19 protein-coding genes and 1 rRNA gene (1 of these 20 only partly in view) are annotated in these 23,950 nt (G+C 70.2%); 8 read left to right on the top strand and 12 right to left on the bottom strand.

Annotated features, from left to right (window positions below; genetic code table 11):
• Positions 1-15: 15 nt before the first annotated feature.
• Together argS and radC are read right to left on the bottom strand one after the other, a co-directional pair.
• Positions 16-1,704, bottom strand: coding sequence for an arginine--tRNA ligase (gene argS, locus QQA12_RS00930; protein WP_226050760.1), 1,689 nt, complete (start codon positions 1,702-1,704; stop codon positions 16-18).
• A gap of 225 nt (positions 1,705-1,929) precedes the next feature.
• Positions 1,930-2,604, bottom strand: a complete 675-nt coding sequence (gene radC / locus QQA12_RS00935; protein WP_054662566.1) for a DNA repair protein RadC — start codon at positions 2,602-2,604, stop codon at positions 1,930-1,932.
• Positions 2,605-2,698: 94 nt separating this feature from the next.
• On the opposite strand from radC, the gene coaBC reads away from it, so the two are divergent.
• Genes coaBC through QQA12_RS00950 form a run of 3 tightly spaced genes read left to right on the top strand, consistent with a single transcriptional unit; the run spans position 2,699 to position 6,795 of the window.
• Positions 2,699-3,955 carry a bifunctional phosphopantothenoylcysteine decarboxylase/phosphopantothenate--cysteine ligase CoaBC gene (gene coaBC / locus QQA12_RS00940; protein WP_226050759.1) on the top strand — a complete coding sequence of 419 codons (1,257 nt, stop codon included), beginning with the start codon at positions 2,699-2,701 and terminating at the stop codon, positions 3,953-3,955.
• A gap of 2 nt (positions 3,956-3,957) precedes the next feature.
• Positions 3,958-4,425: a dUTP diphosphatase gene (gene dut, locus QQA12_RS00945; RefSeq protein WP_226050837.1), complete on the top strand. Its 468-nt coding sequence runs from the start codon at positions 3,958-3,960 to the stop codon at positions 4,423-4,425.
• Positions 4,426-4,440: 15 nt separating this feature from the next.
• Positions 4,441-6,795: a phosphomannomutase/phosphoglucomutase gene (locus QQA12_RS00950; RefSeq protein ID WP_226050758.1), complete on the top strand. Its 2,355-nt coding sequence runs from the start codon at positions 4,441-4,443 to the stop codon at positions 6,793-6,795.
• A gap of 78 nt (positions 6,796-6,873) precedes the next feature.
• Here QQA12_RS00950 and QQA12_RS00955 read toward each other — a convergent pair whose 3' ends face one another.
• From QQA12_RS00955 to pyrE, 8 genes are all read right to left on the bottom strand, one after another.
• Complete coding sequence (locus QQA12_RS00955) at positions 6,874-7,581, bottom strand: response regulator transcription factor (protein WP_054662574.1); 708 nt, start codon at positions 7,579-7,581, stop codon at positions 6,874-6,876.
• A complete protein-coding gene (locus tag QQA12_RS00960; RefSeq protein ID WP_226050757.1) occupies positions 7,574-10,234 on the bottom strand; it encodes a sensor histidine kinase KdpD in 2,661 nt (886 codons plus the stop codon). The genes QQA12_RS00955 and QQA12_RS00960 overlap by 8 nt, the downstream gene beginning before the upstream one ends.
• 36 nt (positions 10,235-10,270) lie before the next feature.
• Entirely contained in the window at positions 10,271-10,861 is a 591-nt protein-coding gene (gene kdpC / locus QQA12_RS00965; protein ID WP_054662580.1) for a potassium-transporting ATPase subunit KdpC, read from the bottom strand.
• Positions 10,858-12,918, bottom strand: a complete 2,061-nt coding sequence (gene kdpB / locus QQA12_RS00970) for a potassium-transporting ATPase subunit KdpB (protein WP_226050756.1) — start codon at positions 12,916-12,918, stop codon at positions 10,858-10,860. The genes kdpC and kdpB overlap by 4 nt, the downstream gene beginning before the upstream one ends.
• Before the next feature lie 5 nt (positions 12,919-12,923).
• On the bottom strand, positions 12,924-14,636 hold the full coding sequence (kdpA, locus tag QQA12_RS00975; RefSeq protein ID WP_226050755.1) for a potassium-transporting ATPase subunit KdpA: 1,713 nt from the start codon (positions 14,634-14,636) through the stop codon (positions 12,924-12,926).
• 10 nt (positions 14,637-14,646) lie between these two features.
• Complete coding sequence (locus QQA12_RS00980) at positions 14,647-14,739, bottom strand: potassium-transporting ATPase subunit F (protein ID WP_054662589.1); 93 nt, start codon at positions 14,737-14,739, stop codon at positions 14,647-14,649.
• A 294-nt stretch (positions 14,740-15,033) separates the two neighbouring features.
• Complete coding sequence (locus QQA12_RS00985) at positions 15,034-15,666, bottom strand: hypothetical protein (RefSeq protein WP_226050836.1); 633 nt, start codon at positions 15,664-15,666, stop codon at positions 15,034-15,036.
• Between the two features lie 75 nt (positions 15,667-15,741).
• Entirely contained in the window at positions 15,742-16,401 is a 660-nt protein-coding gene (gene pyrE, locus QQA12_RS00990) for an orotate phosphoribosyltransferase (protein ID WP_054662592.1), read from the bottom strand.
• A 110-nt stretch (positions 16,402-16,511) separates the two neighbouring features.
• Between pyrE and QQA12_RS00995 the strand changes: the two genes are divergently transcribed.
• The 3 genes from QQA12_RS00995 to QQA12_RS01005 all read left to right on the top strand — a co-directional run bounded on the left by QQA12_RS00995 (position 16,512) and on the right by QQA12_RS01005 (position 19,155).
• Positions 16,512-17,312, top strand: a complete 801-nt coding sequence (locus QQA12_RS00995; RefSeq protein ID WP_226050754.1) for an exodeoxyribonuclease III — start codon at positions 16,512-16,514, stop codon at positions 17,310-17,312.
• The gene (locus QQA12_RS01000; RefSeq protein ID WP_056932741.1) at positions 17,309-18,838 is read left to right on the top strand and encodes an MFS transporter; all 1,530 of its coding nucleotides are present in this window, start codon (positions 17,309-17,311) and stop codon (positions 18,836-18,838) included. The genes QQA12_RS00995 and QQA12_RS01000 overlap by 4 nt, the downstream gene beginning before the upstream one ends.
• 86 nt (positions 18,839-18,924) lie before the next feature.
• On the top strand, positions 18,925-19,155 hold the full coding sequence (locus QQA12_RS01005) for a hypothetical protein (protein WP_054662598.1): 231 nt from the start codon (positions 18,925-18,927) through the stop codon (positions 19,153-19,155).
• Between the two features lie 210 nt (positions 19,156-19,365).
• Here the strand turns inward: QQA12_RS01005 and QQA12_RS01010 are convergent, their stop codons facing one another.
• The gene (locus tag QQA12_RS01010; protein WP_226050753.1) at positions 19,366-20,490 is read right to left on the bottom strand and encodes an anhydro-N-acetylmuramic acid kinase; all 1,125 of its coding nucleotides are present in this window, start codon (positions 20,488-20,490) and stop codon (positions 19,366-19,368) included.
• Positions 20,491-20,563: 73 nt separating this feature from the next.
• On the bottom strand, positions 20,564-22,015 hold the full coding sequence (locus tag QQA12_RS01015; protein WP_054662604.1) for a peptidoglycan DD-metalloendopeptidase family protein: 1,452 nt from the start codon (positions 22,013-22,015) through the stop codon (positions 20,564-20,566).
• A gap of 164 nt (positions 22,016-22,179) precedes the next feature.
• On the opposite strand from QQA12_RS01015, the gene tyrS reads away from it, so the two are divergent.
• Complete coding sequence (gene tyrS, locus QQA12_RS01020) at positions 22,180-23,391, top strand: tyrosine--tRNA ligase (RefSeq protein ID WP_054662608.1); 1,212 nt, start codon at positions 22,180-22,182, stop codon at positions 23,389-23,391.
• 531 nt (positions 23,392-23,922) lie between these two features.
• Positions 23,923-23,950: ribosomal RNA gene (locus QQA12_RS01025) — 16S ribosomal RNA — on the top strand; it runs 1,519 nt beyond the window's last position.

The following is a 23,950-nucleotide window of genomic DNA, read 5'->3' on the forward strand; positions in this document are numbered from 1 at the left end:
GCAACGTCTCCTTGCTTACATCTTTTCCGGCGCGCTCACGCCCAACAGGCCCAGGCCGTTGGTGAGCGTCTGCCGCGCGGCGCCGGCCAGTGCCAGCCGGGCGTTGCGGGTGGCGGCATCGTCCACCAGCACCGGCGTCCCGTGATACCACGTGTGGAAGGCGTGCGCCAATTCACGCAGGTACTGCGCGACCAGGTGCGGTTCCAGCGACACGCCGGCGGCCTCGACCACTTCCGGGTAACGCGAGATTTCGTTCATCAGCTCCAGCGACGCCGCGTCGTCCAGCTGCGCCAGCGCGGACAGGCCCATCGCCTGGTCGTAGTCCATGCCCTTCTCCTGCGCCTGCCGCAGCAGCGAGCAGACGCGGGCATGCGCGTACTGCACGTAGAACACCGGGTTGTCGTTGCTCTGCTGGCGTGCCAGGTCGATGTCGAAGGTCAGCTGGGAATCGGGCTTGCGCGCGATCAGGAACCAGCGCACCGCATCGCTGCCCACCTCGTCGATCAGGTCGCGCAGGGTCAGGTAGCTGCCGGCGCGCTTGGACAGCTTCACTTCCTCGCCGCCGCGCATCACCGTCACCATCTGGTGCAGCACGTATTCCGGCCAGCCCTGGGGGATGCCCACGCCCAGCGCCTGCAGGCCGGCGCGCACCCGCGCCAGCGAGCCGTGGTGGTCGGCGCCCAGTTCGGTGATGGCGCGCTCGTAACCACGCTGCCACTTGCTCAGGTGGTAGGCCACGTCCGGCAGGAAGTAGGTGTAGGTGCCGTCGGACTTGCGCATCACGCGGTCCTTGTCGTCACCGAAATCGGTCGAGCGCAGCCACAGCGCGCCGCCTTCCTCGTAGGTGTGGCCGGAGGCGACCAGCTGGTCCACCGTCTCGGCGACCTTGCCGTCGGTGTACAGCGAGCTTTCCAGGAAATAGATGTCGAAATCCACGCCGAACGCAGCCAGGTCCTGGTTCTGCTCGTTGCGCAGGTAGGCCACGGCGAAGCGGCGGATGGCGTCGATGTCCCCGGCATCGCCGGCACCGACCACCTGGCTGCCTTCCAGCTCGACGGTCTGGCCGAGCAGGTAGGCCTTGGCGACGTCGGCGATGTACTCGCCGTTGTATGCCTCGGCCGGCCACTGCTCGTCGCCCGGCTTGAAGCCGCGTGCGCGCGCCTGGACCGAGCGGGCCAGGTTCTCGATCTGCACACCGGCGTCGTTGTAGTAGAACTCGCGCCTGGCATTCCAGCCGTTGGCTTCCAGCACGCGGGCGATGCAGTCGCCGATCGCGCCGGCGCGGCCATGGCCGACGTGCAGCGGGCCGGTCGGGTTGGCCGAGACGTACTCGACGCCGACGCTGCGGCCGTTGCCGCCCAGGTTGCGGCCGTAGTCCGCGCCTTCGCGCAGCACGCTGGCGACCTCGCGCTGGAATGCCACCGGCGCCAGCTTGAAGTTGATGAAGCCCGGGCCGGCGATCTCGACGCTGGCGACGTCGTCGCTGGGTGGCAGCGCCGCGACCAGCGCCTGCGCCACCGCGCGCGGGTTGCTGCGTGCGGCCTTGGCCAGCAGCATCGCGGCATTGGTGGCGAAATCGCCGTGCTCGCGGGTCTTGGGTCGTTCGACCACGAAATCCGGCGGCAGGGTGTCGGCAGGCAGGGTGCCGTTGGCGCGCAAGGCTTCGATGCCTTGGCCGATCAGGGCGCGGAGTAGGGATTTCACGTGACTGTCTGCTTGGAGCGCGGAACTGACCATTTTACCCGACCGGCGGGGCCGCTGCTCCCGCGGCGGCGCGGCCGGTCAGCGAAGTCAACAGCGCGTGCAGGCTGCGGCCGGGGCTTGCATGGCCTGCGGCCGTGCCGTGCGATGGGGCTGCCATGCCTGTCCCGGAAGACCGGTGCAGGCGCGTCACGCCCGGGGCGGGGGCCGGCGGGCAGGCGCATCCGGCTACATCCAGCCGCGGGCCGCCAGCGACACCGGCGGGCCATCGCCGATGACGAAGTGGTCCAGCAGCCGTATCTGAACCAGGGCCAGTGCCTCGCGCAGGCGCAGGGTGACGGTACGGTCGGCCGCCGACGGTTCGGCGCTGCCGGAAGGATGGTTGTGGCCGACGATCACCGCCGCGGCGTTGTGTGCCAGAGCCCGGCGCACCAGTTCGCGCGGGTGCACCTCGGCGCCGTCGATGGTGCCGCGGAACAGCTCCTCGAAGGCCAGTGCCCGGTGCCGGCTGTCCAGGAACAGGGCGGCGAACACCTCGTGCGGCCGGGGCCGCAGCCGCTGCACGAAATAACGGCCGGCCGAGTCCGGGTCGGTGAGGGTGGTGCCGCGCTCCAGGTCCGAGGCCAGGTGGCGCTGGCCCAGCTCCAGCGCCGCCACCAGCCGGCAGGCGCGGGCCGGGCCCAGGCCCGGCACCCGCATCAACTCGCGCGCGCCATGGTCCATCAACTGCCGCAGCGGGCCATGTACGTGCAGCATCTCGCGTGCGGTCCGTATCGCATCCTGGCCGGGCAGGCCCGAGCCCAGGAAGATGGCCAGCAGCTCCGCGTCGGACAGGACGCTGGCCCCTTGTGCCAGCAGCTTTTCGCGGGGGCGTTCGGAGTCGGGCCAGTGGCGGATGTGCATGGCCTCAGGGTGGCCGTCAAGCGTGTGCAGGGTAATAAGTCGTCACGGACCCTTCGGGTAAGCTAAAGATTCTTGTGCAGGTAGGATTTCCCAAGTGACCGGCTTTCCCCACAGTGTCCATGCGCCCTCCCGGCCGCTGGACGGACAGAAGCTGCTGCTGTGCGTCGGCGGCGGCATCGCCGCCTACAAATCGCTGGAGCTGGTGCGCCGCCTGCGCGACGCCGGCGCCCACGTGCAGGTGGCCATGACCGACGGTGCGCAGCAGTTCGTCACGCCGTTGAGTTTCCAGGCCCTGTCCGGGCAACCGGTGCGCACCACGCTGTGGGACAGCGCCGCCGAGCAGGCGATGGGCCATATCGAACTGGCACGCTGGGCCGACCGCATCGTCATCGCCCCGGCCACCGCCGACCTGCTGGCGCGGCTGGCGCACGGCCATGCCGACGACCTGGTCACCACGCTGTGCCTGGCCACGACCGCGCCGCTGACGGTGTGCCCGGCGATGAACCACCGGATGTGGCTGCATCCGGCCACCCAGGCCAACATCGCGCTGCTGCGCGAGCGCGGCGCGCAGGTGATCGGGCCGGAGGACGGCCCGCTGGCCGAGGGCGAATCCGGCCCCGGGCGGCTGAGCGAACCGGAGGCCATCGTCGCCGCGCTGGCCGGCCAGGCCGCGCCCGCGGCGGTTGCGGCCGTGCCGGACCGGCTGCAGGGCATGCGCGTGCTGATCAGCGCCGGGCCGACGTATGAGGACCTGGACCCGGTGCGCTATGTCGGCAACCGCTCCAGCGGCAAGATGGGCTACGCGCTGGCGGCCGCGGCCGCACGTCGTGGCGCGCGGGTGGTGCTGGTCAGTGGCCCGGTGCAGTTGCCGACGCCGGCCGGCGTGCAGCGGGTGGACGTACGCTCGGCCGCGCAGATGCGCGAGGCGGTGCTGGCCGCGCTGCCGGCCGATATCTACATCGGCGCGGCGGCCGTGGCCGACTACACCCCGCGCCAGGTGGCGCAGCAGAAGCTGAAGAAGACCGCGGGCAGCCAGACGCTGACCCTGGAGCTGGTGCGCACCCCGGACATCCTGGCCGAGGTGGCCACCCAGGAGCAGGCGCTGAAGCTGGTGGTCGGCTTTGCCGCCGAGACCCACGACGTGGAGAAGTACGCGCGTGGCAAGCTCGCCGACAAGCACCTGGACCTCATCATCGCCAACCAGGTCGGTATCACCGGCGGCGGCTTCGAGAGCGACCAGAACGCGGCGACCGCCTACTGGGGCGATGGCCAGCGCGCGTTTCCGGGTACCGCCAAGACGCAGCTGGCCGAACAACTGCTGGACCTGATCGCGGAGAGACTGGACGCATGAACATGGACGCCGCCCCGCACCCATTGCAGGTGAAGCTGCTGGACCCCCGCTTCGGCGATGCCTGGCCGCTGCCGGCCTATGCCACCGAGGCCAGCGCTGGCATGGACCTGCGCGCGGCGATCGAAGTGCCGATGACGCTGGAACCCGGCGACACGGCGCTGCTGCCCAGCGGCATCGCCATCCATATCGCCGACCCGGGCCTGTGCGCCGTGGTGCTGCCGCGCTCGGGGCTGGGCCACCGCCATGGCATCGTGCTGGGCAACGGTACCGGCCTGATCGATGCCGATTACCAGGGGCCGCTGCTGATCAGCGTGTGGAACCGCGGCCGCGAGCCGTTCACCATCGAACCGGGCGACCGCGTCGCCCAGCTGGTTGTCATGCCCATCGCCCGCGTGACCTTGCAGGTGGTGGATACTTTCATCGACAGTGCGCGTGGAACGGGTGGATTCGGCCACACCGGAGTGCGCTGACAGGGGAAACGCACGATGAGCCAAGGGAACCAAAGCGGGCGCCCGCGCCCGGCGCTCGGCCGTTCGACGCCGCTGCTGGCGGCACTGCTGGTGCTGCTGGCCGGCTGGTTCGGCTGGGGGGCCTTCGAGCAGTGGCGGCAGGCCGGCACCGGCGCCCGGCTGGAGCAGGCGCGCGACCAGGCGGTGCAGGAACTGCACAAGGCCCTTGCCGCGCAGACCGCGCAGTTCGCGCGCCAGCTCGAGCTGGAGCCGGTCAAGGCCGCGCTGGCCCAGGGCGATGGTGCGGCCGTGGCATCGGCGGTGCGTGAAAAATGGGGCGGGGTGGACGACGCGCAGGTATTCGACGGTGCGCTCGCCGATGCCTACGCCGACCCGGCCGCGTTCGGCTATTCGCGGCTGGCCCTGCTGGAACTGGCGATGAGCGAAGGCAAGCCGGTGGCGCGGGTGGTGCGTGACGGCAATGCGCCGCGCCTCGGGCTGGCCGCACCGGTGCGGCTGCAGGAGCGGCCGGCGGTGGTCTACGTGCGCCAGCCGCTGAACCCCCTGACCACCGTGTTCGATGCGCTGGATTCGCCCGATTCGGCCTTCCTCGGCCTGCGCCAGGGCGGGTTCACCATCGTGCGTCGGGGCGATACCGCCCTGGGCGGTGGCGCCGATGCGCTGGCACGGCCGGTGGCCGACACCGGCCTGCGCGTGGTCGCGGAAATGCCCGACATGAGCGAAGGCCCGCTGGGCCTGGGCACGCTGGCCTGTGCGACGGTGGCGCTGCTGATGCTGGCGACGGCGGTGCTGTTGCTGGTCGGCCGCAATCGCCTGCGCCTGCCTGTGCTGCGGCGCGGTGGCGAGGCGGTCGATGCCGACAATGGCGTCACCCTGAGCGAGGCGCTGGCGCAGGAACCGCTGCCGGTGGCGGCGGCGCGCGTGCGCGGCGCGGGCGACGGCGAGGATGAACCGGCGCCCGAGCTGGACATCGGCACGGTGCCCGCCGGCATTTTCCGCGCCTACGACATCCGCGGGGTGGTCGGCAGCGAGCTGACGCCGGCCGTGGCCACGCTGATCGGCCAGGCCATCGGCACCCAGATGCAGGCCCAGGGCCTGCGCGAGGTGGTGGTGGGGCGCGACGGCCGCCTGTCCGGCCCCGAACTGGTGGCCGGGCTGGTCGAAGGCCTGCGCCGCGCCGGCTGTGATGTCATCGACATCGGCATGGCGCCGACCCCGGTGGTGTACTTCGCCGCGTACCACCTGCGCGCCGGCAGCTGCGTGGCGGTGACCGGCAGCCACAATCCGCCGGACTACAACGGCTTCAAGATCGTCATCGGCGGTGAAACCCTGTCCGGCGAGGCGATCACCGACCTGCACCGGTGCATCGTCGAAGGCCGCCTGCAGCGTGCCGATGCCCCGGGCGGGCTGCAGCAGCGCGAGGTCATCGCCGACTACGTGCAGCGCATCGCCGACGACGTGCAGCTGGACCGCCCGCTCAAGGTGGTGGCCGACGCCGGCAACGGCGTCGCCGGCGCGGTCGCCCCGCAGCTGCTGGAAGCCATCGGCGCCGAGGTGATCCCGCTGTACTGCGAGGTCGACGGACAGTTCCCCAACCACCACCCGGACCCGAGCGAACCGCACAACCTCGAGGACCTGGTGCAGATGGTCCGGCGTTTCGACGCCGACCTCGGCGTGGCCTTCGACGGCGACGGCGACCGCCTGGGCGTGGTCACCCGCGATGGCCGGATCGTGTTCGCCGACCGCCTGCTGATGCTGTTCGCCGCCGACGTGCTGGCGCGCAACCCCGGCGCGATGGTGATCTACGACGTCAAGTGCACCGGCCGCCTGGCCGACTACATCCTGCGCAACGGCGGCAGCCCGATGATGTGGAAGACCGGGCATTCGCTGATCAAGGCGCGCATGCGCGAGACCGACGCCGAGCTGGCCGGCGAGATGAGCGGCCACTTCTTCTTCAAGGAGCGCTGGTACGGCTTCGACGACGGCCTGTACGCCGCCGCGCGCCTGCTGGAGATCCTGGCACAGCGCGAGGAAGATCCGTCCGAGGTGTTCGACGAACTGCCCGATGCGGTCTCCACGCCGGAGCTGAAAGTGGCGGTGGCCGAAGGCACCCAGCATGCGCAGGTGGCGTTGGTGGTGGCCGCCGCGCAGGCCGAGGATTCGCCGTTCGCGGCCGCCCGCATCTCCACCATCGACGGCCTGCGCGCGGATTTCAGCGACGGCTGGGGGCTGGTGCGCGCGTCCAACACCACCCCGGTGCTGGTGCTGCGGTTCGAGGCGGACGACGCGGACGCGCTGGAGCGGATCAAGGGCCTGTTCCGCGAGCAGCTGCGGCAGGTGCTGCCGGCCGGCACCGAACTGGGCTTTTGAGCCGGGGTACCCGCGCCGCACGCGGGTGCCCGGCCGTTCGCCGCGAGGCACAGCACGCGCGCCCGGTGGCGCGTGGCGCTAGGGTGCCTGGAAGCGCAGGCCGACGCCCGGCTCGGTGAACAGGTAGCGCGACTGCAGCGCCGAGTCGCCGAGCTTGTGCCGCAGCCGGCCCACCAGGATGCGCAGGTAGTGGGTGTCGTGGCGATGGCTCGGGCCCCAGACTTCCTGCAGGATCTGCGGCTGGGTGACCACCCGCCCGGCGTTGCGCAGCAGCAGCGCCAGCAGCGCGTACTCCTTGCGGGTCAGCGCCACCGCCGCACCATCCAAGCGGACCTCGCGGCGGGCCAGGTCGATGTGCAGGTGGCCATCGTCGAACAGCGGCACCTGGCCGTCGCCATCGGCGTTGCGGCCGCGCAGCAGCGCCCGCACCCGTGCCATCAGCTCCTGCGTGCCGAACGGCTTGGTCACGTAGTCGTTGGCGCCGTTGTCCAGCGCCCGCACCTTCTCCGCCTCGCCACCGCGCACGCTGAGCATGATCACCGGCACCTGGCTCCACTGCCGCAGTTCGGCCAGCACCTCGTGGCCTTCCATGTCGGGCAGGCCGATGTCCAGGATCACCAGGTCGGCGCCTTCGCCGGCCAGCGCACGCAGTCCCTCGCCGCCACTGGCGGCCTGCATGGTGGCGTATCCCTGGGCGCGCAGCGAGATGTCGAGGAAGCGGCGGATCTGCACCTCGTCGTCGATCACCAGCACCCGCGCCGGCGGTATGGCGGGGGGCTCAGCCATCGTCGCGCGGGCCTTCCGGGTGGGGCTGGAGCAGGGGCAGGGTCATGCGCACCAGCGTACCGTGTCCATCGCGGCCGGGCAGCGCTTCGACATGGCCGCCATGCGCGCCGATCATGCCCTGGCAGATGGTCAGGCCCAGGCCGGTGCCCTGGCGGCCGCGGTCGCCGCGCTCGACGCTGTAGAACATGTCGAAGATGCGCTGGCGCTCGGCGTCGGGAATGCCCGGTCCCTCGTCGATCACCTCGATGCACAGTTCGCCGTCGCGCATGCGCGCGCGTACTTCCACCGCCACGCCCGGCGGCGAGAACTTGGCCGCGTTCTCCATCACGTTGAACAGTGCCTGCTCGACCAGCGCCGGATGCACCCAGATCGGCGGCAGGTCGTGCGGGATGTCCAGCTTCAGCAGCGCTTCTGGCTGGTAGCGCTGCAGGCGCCGCGCCGCCGAGCCGATCAGTTCGTCGACGCCGATCCAGTCGCGGCTGAGCTTGAGCCCGTCGTGGCCGAGCCGGGTCATGTCCAGCAGGTTCTGGATGTAGCGGTCCAGGCGCTCGCCCTCGACCACGATGGTGTCGAGCAGGGCGCGGCGGTCGCCGGCATCCATCGCCTCGGCATAGCTGGAAAGGCTGTCGGCCGAGCCGATCATCGCCGCCAGCGGCGAGCGCAGGTCGTGCGATACCGACGACAGCAGCGCCGAGCGCAGGCGTTCGGTCTCGTTGTGCAGGTGGGCGGTCTCCAGGTCGGCGACCAGCCGCGTGCGCAGTGCCGCCTGGGCGATGTCATCGACCATCGCCTCGGCCAGCTGGCGCTGCTCCGGGGCCAGTCGCGGATGCTGGCGGTCGAAGCGCAGGCCGGCCACGCCGATGCCATGCCCCTCGCCATCGAGCAGCGGCAGGAACCACCAGTCGGCGCCGGCCAGGGTATCGGTGAAGCGGCCCGACGGCTGCCCGTGGCGCAGCGCCCAGTCGGCGGCGGCCAGGTCGGTGTCGCCGGGCGCGGCGCTGCCGCCGGTGCTGGTGTCGTGCGCCACCCGCACCCAGGCCGGTGCGTCCAGCGCCTGCTCCAGCGCGACCCGGCCGGCATGGGCCACCTGCGCGTTGTCCACGGCACTGGCCAGTTGCCGGCCCAGCGCCTGGCGCACGTTGGCATGGCGGTTGGCCGCGCGCAGCGCCACCACCTGCATGCGCAGCCGCGACGCCAGCCGCCCGGCCACCAGCGCCGCGGCCAGGAACAGGAACACGGTGATCACGCCCTGGCGCGCGTTGATGGCGAAGGTGAAACGCGGCGCGATGAAGAAGAAGTTGTAGGCCAGGAAGCACAGCGTGGCCGCCAGTACCGCCGCGCCCATGCGCGTGCGCGCGGCCACCAGCACCACCGCGACGATGAACACCATCGCCAGGTCGCTCAGCCCGATCCAGCGTTCGCCCAGCCATGCCGCACCGCAGGCCACGGCGGTGGCCAGCAGCGCCAGCCCGGCATCCCGGCGCCAGTGCTCAGGGTCCAGCGACAACCGCGCCCGGCGCGCGCTGGCCCGCGCCTGCGGCGTGCTGATGATGGTGATCTCGTAGTGCGCGCCGCGCTGGATCAGCTGCTGGGTCAGGGTCTGGTTGAACAGCCGCGCCAGCGGCCGTTCGCGGGTGCGGCCCAGCACCAGGGTGGAAACGGCGTTGTGCGCGGCGTGGTCCAGCAGCACGTCGGCGATGCCCGGCCCGTGCAGCAGTTCGGCATCGCCGCCGAGCCGGCGCGCCAGCGCGAAGGCGTCGTCGATCTCGCGGCGGGTGGCCTCGTCCTGGCGGCGGTGCTGCACCGTGACCACGGTCCACGGGGCATCGCGGCGCTCGGCGATGCGCCGGGCCACGCGCACCAGGTATTCGCTCTGGCCGCCGCCGTCGATCGCCACCAGCACCCGGCGCCGCAGCGGCAGGTTGCCCTCGCCACGCGCTGCGCGGGTCTCGCGCAGGCTGCTGTCGACGCGGTCGGCCGCCTCCTGCATGGCCAGTTCGCGCAGCGCGGTGAGGTTGGCGGGCGAGAAGAAGGCCTGCAGCGCCTGCGCCGCCTGCTCGGGCACGTACACCTTGCCCTGCCGCAGGCGCTCGATCAGTTCGCGCGGCGGCAGGTCGACCAGCACGATGTCGTGCAGGCGGTCGAACACCGCATCGGGCACGGTTTCGGCAACGCGCACCCCGGTGATGCGCATCACCACGTCGTTGAGGCTTTCCAGGTGCTGGATGTTGATGGTCGTCCACACGTCGATGCCGGCGTCGAGCAGTTCCATCACGTCCTGCCAGCGCCGTTCGTGGCGGCTGCCGGGGGCGTTGCGGTGCGCCAGTTCGTCCACCAGCACCAGGGCCGGGCGCCGCGCCAGCACCGCATCCAGGTCCATCTCCTGCAGGTGGTGGGCGCGGTACTGGACCTCGCGCAGGGCGATCAGCGGCAGGCCGTCCAGCAGGGCGGCGGTGTCGTCGCGGCCGTGCGTTTCCACCACGGCCGCGACCACGTCCACGCCCCGGCGCAGCTGCTCCTGCGCACGGGTGAGCATGGCGAAGGTCTTGCCGACGCCGGGTGCGGCGCCGAGGAAAACCGTCAGCTTGCCGCCCGCCTCGCGTTGCAGGCTGTCGGCCAGCGCATCGGCCTGGCGGCTGCGGGAGTCGTTCATGGCCGCGATTGTGCGCCGCCACCGGCATGGGCGGAATCAACGCGCATGCGCGGCGGCATCCAGGGCCAGGTTCAGCGCGATCACATTCACCCGCGGCTGCCCGGGCACGCCCCATCCGGGCGCCTGCACGTGGCGTTCCAGCAGGGCTTGCACGCGCTGCTGCGGCCAGCCGCGTGCCCGCGCCACGCGCGCCACCTGCAGCCGTGCCGCGGCCGGCGACAGGTCCGGGTCGAGCCCGCTGGCCGAGGCGGTGACCAGGTCGGCCGGCACCTGCGCCGGTGCGACCCGTTCGCGTGCCGCCACCGCGGCAGTGGCATCGGCCACGCGCTGCGCCAGTTGCGGGTTGCCGCGCGCCAGGTTGCTGCCGGCGGCGGCCATCGGGTCGTAGCCGCTGGCCGATGGCCGCGCCTGGAAGTAGCCGTCGCCGGCGAACGGCTGGGCCAGCAGCAGCGAGCCGCGTACGCGGCCGTCGGCGTCGCGGACCAGGCTGCCGCCGGCCTGGGCCGGGAACAGGGTGCCGGCGATGCCGGTGGCGAGCACGGCGTAGGCCAGGCCGGTACCGAGCAGGGCGAACAGCGACAGGCCGATGGCCGGGCGCCACAGGGCAGTGGGGGTCTTGGGGGTCATGCGCCGAATACCAGGACGAGGAGAAGATCGATGGCCTTGATCGCCGCGAACGGCAGCAGCACGCCGCCGACGCCATACACCAGCATGTTCCGGCGCAGCAGCGCGGTGGCGGTGGCCGGGCGGAAGCGCACGCCACGCAGCGCCAGCGGGATCAGCGCCGGGATCACCAGCGCGTTGAACACCAGCGCCGCCAGCACCGCGTTGCGCGGGCTGGACAGCTGCATCACGTTCAGCGCCGCCATCGACGGGATCGCCGCGGCGAACAGCGCCGGCAGGATCGCGAAGTACTTGGAAACGTCGTTGGCCAGCGAGAAGGTGGTCAGCGCGCCGCGGGTGATCAGCTGCTGCTTGCCCACCTCCACCACCGCCAGCAGCTTGGCCGGATCCGAGTCCAGGTCGACCATGTTGCCGGCCTCCTTGGCGGCCTGGGTGCCGGAGTTCATCGCCAGCCCGATGTCGGCCTGGGCCAGGGCCGGAGCATCGTTGGTGCCGTCGCCGACCATCGCCACCAGCCGCCCGCCCGCCTGCTCGCTGCGTATCCGCGCCAGCTTGTCCTCGGGCCTGGCCTGGGCGATGTAGTCATCCACGCCGGCCTCGGCGGCGATGGCCGCGGCGGTCAGCGGGTTGTCGCCGGTGATCATCACCGTACGGATGCCCATCGCCCGCAACTGCGCGAACTTCTCGCGCATGCCGTGCTTGACCACGTCGGCCAGCTCGACCACGCCCAGCACGTGCCGGCCCTCGCACACCACCAGCGGGGTGGCGCCGCCGCGTGCGACCTGGTCCACGCGCGCCTGCAGCTCGTTGGGCACGCTGCCGCCCAGCGCCGATACATGCGCGGTGATGGCATCGGCGGCGCCCTTGCGGATGCGGCGACCGCCCGCAAGGTCCACCCCGGACATGCGCGTCTGCGCGCTGAACGCCAGGTAGTCGGCCTGGTCCGGCTCGGCCGTGGCGCAGCCCTGCTCGCGCGCCAGGCGCACGATCGACCGGCCTTCCGGGGTCGGGTCGGCCAGCGAGGACAGCAGTGCGGCTTCGCGCAGCTGCCAGGCTTCGATGCCGGCCAGCGGATGGAAGGCGCTGGCCTGGCGATCGCCGTAGGTGATGGTGCCGGTCTTGTCGAGCAGCAGCACATCCACGTCGCCGGCAACCTCCACCGCCTTGCCCGACTTGGCCAGCACGTTGGCCTGCAGCGCGCGGTTCATGCCGGCGATGCCGATGGCCGGCAGCAGCCCGCCGATGGTGGTCGGGATCAGGCACACCAGCAACGCGATCAGCAGCAGCGGATCGAGCCGCACGCCGACGGCGGCGGCGATCGCCGGCAGCGTCGCCACCACCACCAGGAAGGTCAGCGACATCGCCGCCAGCAGCAGGGTCAGCGCGATCTCGTTCGGCGTCTTCTGCCGGTTGGCGCCCTCCACCAGCGCGATCATGCGGTCGAGGAAGCTGTGCCCCGGCTCGGCGGTGACGCGCACCACGATCTGGTCGGACAGCACCTTGGTGCCGCCGATCACCCCGGAGCGGTCGGTGCCGGCCTCGCGCAGCACGGGCGCCGATTCGCCGGTGACGGCGGCCTCGTTGATGGTGGCCAGCCCCAGCACGATCTCGCCATCGGCCGGCACGAACTCGCCGGCACCGACGATCACGTGATCGCCCGGGCGCAGCGCCGCGGCCGCGACCGCGCTTTCGGCCGCGCCGATCCGCGGTGCCGCCAGGCGACGCGCGACCAGGTCCTGGCGCGCACGCCGCAGCGCCGATGCCTGGCCGCGGCCACGTGCTTCGGCCACGGCTTCGGCGAAGTTGCCGAACAGCACCGTCAGCAGCAGGATCGCGGTAACCGCCAGGCCGAAGCCCAGCGGTGCCTGGCCGCCGAGGGTAAGCAGCAGCGCCAGTACGGTACCGGCCATGACCACCGCCATCACCGGGTTGTGCAGCAGGTGCGCCGGCGCGAGCTTGCGCACGGATTCGCGCAGCGCGTGCCGCCAGCCGGCGGCATCCAGCAGCGGGGGGCGGCGCGTGGCCGGGCGGGAAACAGGGGAGTTCATCGAAGCGCTCATGGATGTCAGGCTCCCTGCAGCGCCAGGCCCAGGTGGTCGGCCACCGGGCCGAGCACCAGTGCCGGCATGAACTGCAGCACGGTCAGGACGACGATCACGCAGACCAGGGTCAGGGCGAAGGTCGGGGTTTCTATCTGCAGGCTGCCTGCGCCCTGCGGCGCCTGCCGCTTGCCGGCCAGCTGCGCGGCGATGGCCAGCGGCACGATCAGCACCGGGAACCGTCCCAGCGCCAGCACCAGCGCGCAGCTCAGGTTCCACCAGACCGTGTTGTCGGCCAGCCCTTCAAAGCCCGAGCCGTTGTTGGCATAGGCCGAGGTGAACTCGTAGAACACCTGGGTGATGCCATGGAAGCCGGGGTTGGAGGTGCCGGCCAGGCCGGGGATGGCCAGGGTCAGCGCGGTCATGCCGAGCAGGGTGATCGGCTGCAGCAGCACCAGCAGGGCGAGCAGCCGTACCTGCGGCGTTTCCAGCTTGCGGCCGAACAGCTCGGGCGTGCGCCCGGTCATCAACCCGGCCAGGAACACCGCCAGCAACAGGTACACCAGGAACTGCTGCAGGCCGCAGCCGATGCCGCCCCAGATGGCACCGACCAGCATGTTGACCAGCGAGGCCATGCCGGCCAGCGGACTCATCGAATCCTGCATGCCGTTGACCGAACCGTTCTGCACCTGCGTGGTGAGCGTGGCCCACAGCGCGGTGCCGTCGGCGCCGAAGCGGACTTCCTTGCCTTCCATCAGCAACGGGCTGGCAGCGCCGGCGCCGTGCCCTTCCAGCCACACCGTGCCGAAGGTGGACAGCAGCGACATGCCGAGCATGCAGCCGAACACCAGCGCACCGAAGCGGCGGCGGCCGGTGAAGGCGCCGATCATGAACACCACCGCCATCGGCACCAGCACGATGCCGACCAGTTCCAGCGCGTTGGACAGCGGCGTCGGGTTCTCCAGCGGGAAGCTGCTGTTGGGCCCGTACCAGCCACCGCCATTGGCGCCGAGCTGCTTGGCCGCGACCATCGCCGCCACCGGGCCGAGCGGGATCTTCTGCGTCGCCATGCCGGCGCTGGCGTCGATCGGCGTGGCCTGCGGGCCGGCGGCCAGCGTCGAGGGCACGCCCTGCCAGGCCAGCAGCAGCGTCCATACCAGGCACAGTGGCAGCAGGAAGCGCAGGCACAGGCGCACCACGTCGGCGTAGTAGTTGCCCACGGTGACGGGTGCCGGTGCCGCGGAGGCGCCGGTGGCGGGGTCCGGCGCCTGCGCGAACAGGGCCCGCAGCGTGGCCACCGCCAGTGCAAGGCCCATCATCGGGGTGATCACCTGCAGGCCGGTGATGGCGGTCATCTGCGACAGGTAGGACAGCTGCGCCTGGCCGCTGTAGTGCTGCTGGTTGGTGTTGGTCAGGAACGACACCAGGGTGTGCAGCGCGGTGTCCCAGCGCAGGTTGGGTACCTGGTCGGGGTTGAGCGGCAGCCAGGCCTGGGTCATGAACACCGCCAGCGTGGGCAGCGCCAGCACCAGGTTGCTGGCGAGGAAGGCGATGGCATAGCCGCGCCAGGACATGGCGCGCCCGGGGTCCACGCCGAGCAGCCGGTACAGCGGCTTTTCGATCCACTGGAACAGCGGGTCGATGCGCATGGGCGTGCCGCGCATCAGTCGCGCCAGGTACAGGCCCAGCGGCCACGCCAGGGCGATGCCGGCCAGCAGGATGACAAGGGCTTCGGTCATGGCGTGCTCCTCAGAACGACTCGGGACGCAGGACCGCGTACAGCAGGTAGGCGGCAGCGACCAGCGCCACCAGTCCGCACAGGAACAAAAGCCAGCCGGGCATTGGGAACCTCGGTTCAGCGGGGCGACCGCCTGCGCGGCGGGCGTACCGTATGGAAAGGGAAGCGGCGGCGCCATTGCCTGCGCGGCCGCCCGTACCAGGAGCGGTATCGTGCTCGCGGGTGCCGTAAACGTTCGATGGCAGCCGGCCGGCCGCGGCGTAAAAACGCCATAAAAAATGCGCAGGCTGGGCGGTGATGGCGTGGCCGCGCGGGCGACCCGGAGGCTGCGTGGGTGGACGGCGGCAACAAAAAAGCGGCCCGTGGGCCGCTTGCGGGGTTCCGCTTGTGGGGCGCGCTCAGCCCGGCGGCGACGCCGGGGTATCGGCCGCCGCGCCGGTGCCCTTGAGCTCGCGGTAACGGGCCAGGGTTTCGGCGATCTCCACGTCCAGTGCCTTGCGCTGCTGCTCGAACGCCGCCTGCAGCCGCAGCTGGGCAAGCAGTTCGGTATGGCGCTGGCGGATGTCCTGGGCCTGCTTGTCGGTGACCTTCTGCCCGGCCAGTTCGCGGTCGCCGGCGACCGACAGCTGGGTGGCAAGCGCCTCGCGCAGGCTGCCGACGTTGTAGATCGCGGTCTTGATGTTGTTGTCGACGATCGCCGCGCGCTCGTTGAACACGCGGCGCAGCGCGTCCTCGCTGCCATAGGTGGACAGCATGGCCTGCTCGGTGCGCTTGCGGGTCTCGGCCGCCGCGGCATCCACCTGCGCCTGTGCGGCGGCAAGCTCCGCGTCGGCGCGCTCCTCGGCGCTGAGCGCGCGCTGCACCTCGGCGCTGCGCAGGCCGCTGCGCGCGTTGAACTCCTGGCGCGCGCTGTTGACGGCCTCGGGTGGCAGGGTGTCCGAACAGATCCGTTCACCGCGGGGGGTATCCCAGCAGTAGAGCTTCTTGCCGGTGTCGGCCGGCTTGTCCTGGGCCGGCGCCGGTGCCGGCATGGCCAGTGCTGCCAGCACCAGCAGCATGCCGGTGCCGGTGATGGACGGATTCGGCCTCATGACAGCCCCCTGCGGTCAGCCCGTTGGATTGCTTCCGTAGCGGGCCCGGTAGGCCAGCAACGGTTCGCGGTAGCCGACAAGTTCCGGGTTCCCGGAGGCGAATGCAAGCAGGTCGGCCAGGTTGGCCACGGCGATCACCGGGATGCCGGTCTCGGCGGCCACGGCCTGGGCGGCCGAGCGGCGGTCATCCTCCGAGGCGATCTCCTGGCGGTCCAGCGCGACCACGATGCCGGCCGGGATGCCGTTGGCGGCGCGGATGATGGCCAGCGCCTCGCGGATGGCGGTGCCGGCGGTGATCACGTCGTCGACGATCAGGATGCGCTTGCCGGCCATGTCGGCGCCGATCAGGGTGCCGCCCTCGCCGTGGTCCTTGGCTTCCTTGCGGTTGAAGGTCAACGGCAGGTTGCGGCCGCGGTGCGAGAACTCGCAGGCGATGGCGGTGGCCAGCGGGATGCCCTTGTAGGCCGGCCCGAACAGCTGGTCGAAGGCGACGCCGGAGGATTCGACCGCGTCGGCATAGCAGTTGCCCAGCTGGGCCAGCGCCAGGCCGGTGTCAAAACGGCCGGCGTTGAAGAAGTAGGGGCTTACCCGGCCGGACTTGAGGGTGAACTGGCCGAAGCGGAGGGCATCGGCGTTCAGCGCCAGCTGCAGGAAGCGGGAACGGTGGTCACTCATGTAATGCGCTTTTTTGTCGTCTATTGAAGGCGCCTAGGGTAAAGCATGGCTTCGGGGAATGCTGGCGCGGGCGGTATGCTGTGCCGTCCCGGGCCTGTCAGCGGTTTCCCATGCGCATCATCAGTTTCAACGCCAACGGCATCCGTTCGGCCACCACCAAGGGCTTCGGCGCCTGGTTCGCCGGCCAGCAGGCCGACGTGCTGTGCATCCAGGAGACCAAGGCGCAGGAATCGCAGCTGTCCGACCCGCTGTTCCGCCCGGACGGCCACCACTGCTTCTACCGTGATGCCACCACCAAGAAGGGCTACAGCGGGGTGGCGATCTGGAGCCGGTGCGAACCGGACGAGGTCCGCACCGGGCTGGGCTGGGCGCCGTTCGACGACGAAGGCCGCTATATCGAGGCGCGCTTCGGCAATCTGAGCGTGGTCTCCTTCTATATCCCGTCCGGCTCGTCGGGCGAGCTGCGCCAGGGGTTCAAGTTCGAGGTGATGGACTGGCTGCGGCCGATCCTGGCGCAGTGGCTGGCCAGCGGCCGCGACTACGTGCTGTGCGGGGACTGGAACATCGTGCGCACTGCCCTGGACATCAGGAACTGGAAGTCCAACCAGAAGAACTCGGGCTGCCTGCCGGAGGAGCGCGACTGGCTCAACGGCCTGTGCGCGGACCTGCCCGGGGAGCACGACCCGGCTGCCGGCCGCGGCTGGGTGGACGCCTACCGCGTACTGCACCCGCAGGGGCAGGACTACACGTGGTGGAGCAACCGTGGCGCGGCGCGCGCCAACAACGTCGGTTGGCGCATCGACTACCAGCTGGTCACCCCCGGCCTGCGCGAGCGCCTGCGCGGCTGCTCGATCTACCGCGACGAGCGTTTCTCCGACCACGCCCCGTTCACCGTGGACTACGACCTGTGAGCGAAGCGCTGGTGGAGGCCCCGCATCGCGGCCTGTCGCGACTGCGCCGCCTGTTCGTGATCCTGCTGCTGGGCTTCGCCTCCGGCCTGCCGCTGGCGCTGACCGGCGGCGCCATGCAGGCGTGGCTTACGGTGGAAGGCCTGGACCTGGTCACCCTGGGCTTCCTGTCCCTGATAGGCATCCCGTACACGTTCAAGTTCCTGTGGGCGCCGCTGATCGACCGCTTCGACCTGCCGTTGCTCGGCCGCCGGCGCGGCTGGATCGTGCTGATGCTGTTCGCCCTGGCCGCGGCGCTGCTGGTGATGAGTTCGCTCTCGCCCTCGCGCAACCTGGGCCTGTTCGCTTCCGTGGCGGTGGTGGTGGCCTGCCTGTCGGCCACTCTGGACGTGGTGATCGATGCCTACCGCACCGACTTGTTGCAGCCGGCCGAACGTGGCCTGGGCGGCTCGCTGACCGTCCTTGGCTATCGACTGGCCATGGTCCTGTCCGGTGGCATCACCCTGATCTGGGCCGAGCAGTGGCAAAGCTGGCCGCAGGTGTACCGGGTCATGGCGAGCTTGGCGGCGGTGGTCGGCGTGCTGGCGCTGGTGCTGATGCCGCCGCTGCCGGCGCGCTTCAAGGCACCGGTCTCCAAGGCCAGCAATGAAGTATGGGGTTTCCTGGCGCTGGTGCTTGGCGTGGCGGCGGGGGCCTGGCTGGCCCACCAGCTGCTGGTGCTGGTCGGGCTGGACCCGGACAGCAGCGACCGCTGGGTGCGGCTGGTGTTCGTCATCACCCAGATCGCTGCGGCGATGGTGCTGGGCCTGGGGGTCACCCGCTGGGTGCGCTTCGAGACCCTCAACGCTTCGCTGCGCAGCTATTTCGGCATGCGAGGTGCCGGTGCCTTCCTCGCGCTGGTGGTGCTGTACAAGGTCGGCGATGCCTTCGCGCTGAGCCTGTCCACGCCGTTCCTGCTCAAGGGCATGCACTTTAGCCAGGCCGAGGTAGGGCTGGCCAACAAGACCATCGGTCTGCTGATGACCATCGTCGGCGCCATCGTCGGCGGCTTCTTCCTGCTGCGCCTGCGCCTGTCCACGGCGGTGATCGCCTTCGGGGTGCTGCAGTTGGTCTCCAACCTGGGGTTCTACCTGCTGGCCCGCGAGGGGGCTGGCGCCTGGGGTACGGTGGAAGTGCCCGCTTTCAACCTGCTGATCGTGCACCTGGACACGCCCACGCCGATGGACGGCCTGCTGCTGTTCGCGCTGAGCCTGGACAATTTCGCCGGGGGCATGGGCACGGCGGCGTTCGTGGCGCTGCTCAGTGGCCTGTGCGGCACCCGCTTCTCGGCTACCCATTACGCGCTGTTGTCGGCCTTCGCCACGCTGGGGCGGGTGTTCGTCGGGCCGTTCGCCGGTGTACTGGCCGATGCCTATGGCTGGCAGGTGTTCTTCCTGGTCTCGGTGGTGGTTGGCATGCCGGGTCTGCTGATGGCCTGGTGGCTGCGCCGCGAGGTGGATGCCACCACCCGGGTTGTCGAGGCCGGCTAAATCGCCGGCCGGTTCTTATTGAATCCCCCGGCCGCGTCGTCGATGATGCCCGCGGGGGGGATCCGCCGGACTGCTGGCGGAATGACATGGCCGACGTGATCTTGCGGGATGTCGACCCGCTGCTGCTTGAACGCATCCGCCGCCTCGCGGTGGCGCGTGGCTGGACCCGCGAACATACCTGCCTGGTACTGCTCGAACAGGGCCTGTTCGCCGGCGAGCACGAGATGAGCCACGGCTTCGAGAACCCGGAGGTGGACGTGCTGTCCGAGGCCATCCATGCCCTGCAGGCGTTGCCCGCCGGCGCCGAATTCGGTTGAGTGCACGCCCGGCACGGGCCAGGGCTGGGCCCCGATGCCCCGGCTTCAGGCAAACGCGGCTCGCCGTAGTAGATGCGGGTTTGCGCCGCATGGGACATGCCGGGCAAACCGTGCCGGGCGAGCCCGGCAGCTACGACAACGGGCAGGTCAGGTGGACGCCCGGCACCCCAGCGTCCGTGCGGGCGATTTTCGGGGCTGCGCCCCAAGGTTTCACGCCGGGTGGATCGCGCCCAGGATCCGCGGCCCGCGCGCGCCGCTGACGCTGGGCAGGTTGCCCGGGCGTCCGGCCAGGGCTTCGCGTGCCAGCCAGGCGAAGCCCATCGCTTCCATGTAGTCCGGGTCGAGCCCATGCGCGGCGCTGGAGACCACCTCCACCCCCGGCAGCCGCGCGGCGATGCGCCGCAGCAGGTGGGAATTACGGACGCCGCCGCCACAGGCCAGCAGCCGCCTCACCCCGGGCAGGTGCGCCAGCAGCGCCCCGGTGACGGTGGTGGCGGTCAGCTCCAGCAGGGTGGCCTGCACATCGGCCGGCGCCAGCGGCGTGTCGCCGAGCCGTGCATCCACCCAGTCCAGGTGGAACTGTTCGCGGCCGGTGCTCTTGGGCGGTGGCAGCCCGAACCAGGCATCGTCCAGCAACCGCGCCAACAGCGCCTCGTCGACCCGGCCGCTGGCGGCGAAAGCGCCATCGGCGTCGAATGCGGTGCCGAGGTGCCGCTGGCACCATCCATCGAGCAGCGCATTGGCCGGGCCGGTATCGAAACCGCGCAGGCTGCCGTCGCGGGCCAGCAGGCTCAGGTTGGCGATACCGCCCAGGTTGAGCACCGCCCGGTCCTCGCCGCTGCTGCCGAGCATCGCCAGGTGGAAGGCGGGCATCAGCGGTGCACCGTGCCCGCCGGCGGCGACGTCGCGGCGGCGGAAATCGGCCACCGTGGTGATGCCGGTCAGTTCAGCGATGCGGTTGGCATCGCCGATCTGCCAGGTGAAGGCGGGGCTGGCAGTGGGGCGATGGCGGATGGTCTGCCCGTGCGAGCCGATCGCCCGCACCTGCGCATGCGCGATGCCGGCCCGTTCGAGCAGGCCGTTGGCGGCGGCGGCGAAGGCGATGCCGACCTCGGCGTCCAGTTGCCCGAGTGCGTCCAGTGATGCCGGTTCGGCACCCTGGCCCAAGGCAATCAGCGCGTCGCGGGTCCGGACCTGCCAGTCGAAGGTATGCCCGTGCACGAACCGGCAGCCGCCTTCAACCGGGAACTGCACCAGCGCGGCGTCGATGCCATCGGCGCTGGTGCCGGACATCAGGCCGAGGAACAGGGGCAGCTGCGGATCGATGGAGGTCATGCCGGGGCCGGAAACAAGAAGGGCAGGGAAGCTTCAGGCTCCCTGCCCTGGCCGTCAACGCGGCAGGCCGCCGTCAGCCGCGCTTGTTCCCGGCCGGGGCCGTTGCGGTACTGGCGGTGACGGTGGGCTTGTCCTTGCCGGCATCGGCGTACATCAGTTCTTCCATGCCGCGGATGCGAGCCATCGCCGGCGCGGTCTGGGCGCGGAACGCAGCCAGCTCGGCACCCTTGAGCGGCTCCGGCGGCGGCATGGTCACCGACAGCGGGTTGCGGTGCTGGCCGTTGACCCGGAATTCGTAGTGCAGGTGCGGGCCGGTGGCCATGCCGGTGGAACCGACGTAGCCGATCACGGTGCCCTGGTTCACGCGCTGGCCGGTACGGATCTTGCCGAAACGCGACATGTGCCCGTACAGGGTGGTGTAGCCGCGGCCGTGGTCGAGGATCACCACGTTGCCGTAGCCGCGCTGGGTGCCGGCGAACTGTACGCGGGCGTCGCCGGCGGCCATGATCGGCGTGCCGGTGCCGGCGGCGTAGTCCACGCCCTTGTGCATGCGCATCGTGCCGAGGATGGGGTGGCGACGCGAACCGAAGGTGGAACTCAGCCGCGCGAACGGGATCGGCATGCGGATGAAGCTCTTCTTCAGCGGCCGGCCGTTGAGGTCGAAGTACTCGGACTTGTCGCCACGGTCGAAGCGGAACCCGGTGTAGGTCTTGCCGCCGGTACTGAAGGTCGCGGCCAGGATCTTGCTGGTGTCGATGCGCTCGCCCTCGCGCCAGGTCTCGTCCATGACCACACTGAAGCGGTCGCCCGGCTGCACGTCCTTGGAGAAGTCGATGTCGTACTTGAAGATCTCGTCGGTCATCGTATTGATGGCCGAGGGCGACAGCCCGGCCTTCAGCGCCGAGGCATAGAGCGAGCTGCGGATTTCGCCGCTGGCGACCACGGTGCGGGTGGTGGTCACCCGCTCCAGCACCCGCTCGCGGACCTGGTCGCCCTGCAGCGACAGCTCGACGCGGTGGCCGGCATCGCGGTCGAAGCGGATCGTGCGCAGCTGGCCGTTCACCGGCAGGTCGAAGGCGATCTCGGTACCCGGCCGCAGCCGGGTCAGTGCCTCGCGCGTGCCCGGGTGGTCCAGTACCCGGTGCATCACCGTCGCCGGTACCCCCGCCACCTCGAACAGGTCGCTCAGGGTCTGGCCGCGTTGCACCCGCAGGATCTGCCAGCTGTCGCCGGGAACTTCGGCGCGCCGGGCCGGCGGCAGCGGGGGCAGCGGCAGGGCCAGGGTCGAATGCGCCGATGGCAGCGGCGCGTCGATGGCATTGGAGAAGCCCGGCACGATGGTCGCCGCCAGCGCGCCGATGGTCGCGAACAGGCTGGCGTGGATCCAGTGGCGCCGGGTCCAGCGCTCGTTGAACGCTGCCGGGAGGTGTTGCTTCAACTTCCGATGCAGGGCGGTGTCGTGGAGGACGTGGAGTCGTTCCTGAAAGCGCTGTTTGCGCGCCTGGCCGTGATCGGGTTGGGACATCGCTGGGTTCTCTGGACGGCCCGGATCGCGGGCCCAAACGCGGTTAACATAGTCACCCTTCAATACCGCGTCAAACCATTGAGCCGCATGGCTTTTTGATGAATTGGGCGGTTAACCTGCACTTAACACCATTCATGTCTGACGGCGAAGCCGGGAGTTCTAGCGTGTCCTCGATTGATGAAGCCCTTGCCCTGATCGGCCGCGGTGCCGATGAAATCCTCAAGGTGGATGAACTGCGCCAGCGTCTGGAGAGCGGTCGTCCGCTGCGGGTCAAGGCCGGCTTCGACCCCACCGCCCCGGACCTGCACCTGGGCCATACCGTGCTGCTGAACAAGCTGCGCCAGTTCCAGAACCTGGGGCACCAGGTGATCTTCCTGATCGGCGACTTCACCGGCATGATCGGCGACCCGTCGGGCAAGAACGTCACCCGCAAGCCGCTTTCGCGCGAGGACGTGCTGGCCAATGCCCGCACCTACCAGGACCAGGTGTTCAAGGTGCTCGACCGCGAACGCACCGAGGTCCGCTTCAATTCCGAATGGTTCGGCAAGATGGGCGCGGCCGACATGATCCGCCTGGCCGGCCAGCACACGGTGGCGCGCATGCTCGAGCGCGACGATTTCGCCAAGCGCTACGCCGCCCAGCAGTCCATCGCCATCCATGAGTTCCTCTACCCGCTGGTGCAGGGCTACGACTCGGTGGCGCTGGAGGCGGACGTCGAGCTCGGCGGCACCGACCAGAAGTTCAACCTGCTCATGGGGCGCGGCCTGCAGGAGCACTACGGCCAGAAGCCGCAGATCGTGCTGACCATGCCGCTGCTGGAAGGCCTGGACGGCGTCAACAAGATGTCCAAGTCGCTGGGCAACTACATCGGCATCAGCGAGCCGCCGATCGACATCGTCACCAAGACCATGAAGATCGACGACACGCTCATGTGGCGCTGGATCGACCTGCTCAGCTTCGACATCTCCATTGCCGAGGCCGGGCAGCTGCGTGCCGAAGTCGAAGCCGGCGCGATCAACCCGCGCGAGATCAAGCTGCGCCTGGCGCGCGAACTGGCCACGCGCTTCCACGATGCCGCTGCCGCCGAGCAGGCCATTGCCGGCTGGAATGCGGCGGTGACCGGGCAGGGCGACATCACCCAGTTGCCGCTGCAGGAAGTGGTGGTGCCGGCCGAAGGCCTGCGCATCGGCGCCCTGTTGACGGCCGCCGGCCTCACGCCGAGCAACTCCGAGGCCTCGCGCAAGCTCAAGGAGCGTGCGGTGAAGGTGGACGGTAGCGTCGTCGAGGATGCGCAGACGGTGCTGCCGCCGGGTTTCGAAGGCCTGCTGCAGGTGGGCAAGCGCACGTTCGCGCGGGTGCTGCTGGTCGTCGCCTGACGCCACGCCGCAGCCAGGCCGGGCATGAGGTCCCGGTCTGGCGCGGCATGAATGCACGCGAATGGTATTTGCCTCTTCCCAAAACGGAGGGGAGGACGCATACTTCCGCTCCTTCGCTGCCGGCCGGTGGTTGGCAGCGAAGGAAGGAAGTTGAAGTCACCCTCACGCAGGTGTTGACGGCAACGAAAAGCCTGCCATAATAGGCGGCTCGCTTCGACGGAAAGCCTTCGGGTTTGAGAGAGAAGCGGCGGAGTCGGGCCTCGAAACGAGGTGTTGACGAAGCGGAAAAGCCGGCTATAATGGGCGGCTCGCTCGGACGGAAACGTCGGGCACTAAGGAAGAAGGCGCTGAGGCCGATTCCGAAGTTCTTTGAAAGTATGCGCAGGTATCTTGTGAGGGCGCCTGCAGGAGTGGATGACTGTCCATCTTGCAGACGTTTGATCAAGCAATGAATAGTTTGTTAAAGCAAGCGAAACGTTGCCAGAGATTGAACATCTGCAGCTAAAGTATTTGCCTTCGGGCATGTAGTTTTAAGTGAAGAGTTTGATCCTGGCTCAGA

Source organism: Stenotrophomonas sp. 17(2023) (assembly GCF_030345315.1).
Lineage (GTDB): Bacteria > Pseudomonadota > Gammaproteobacteria > Xanthomonadales > Xanthomonadaceae > Stenotrophomonas > Stenotrophomonas acidaminiphila.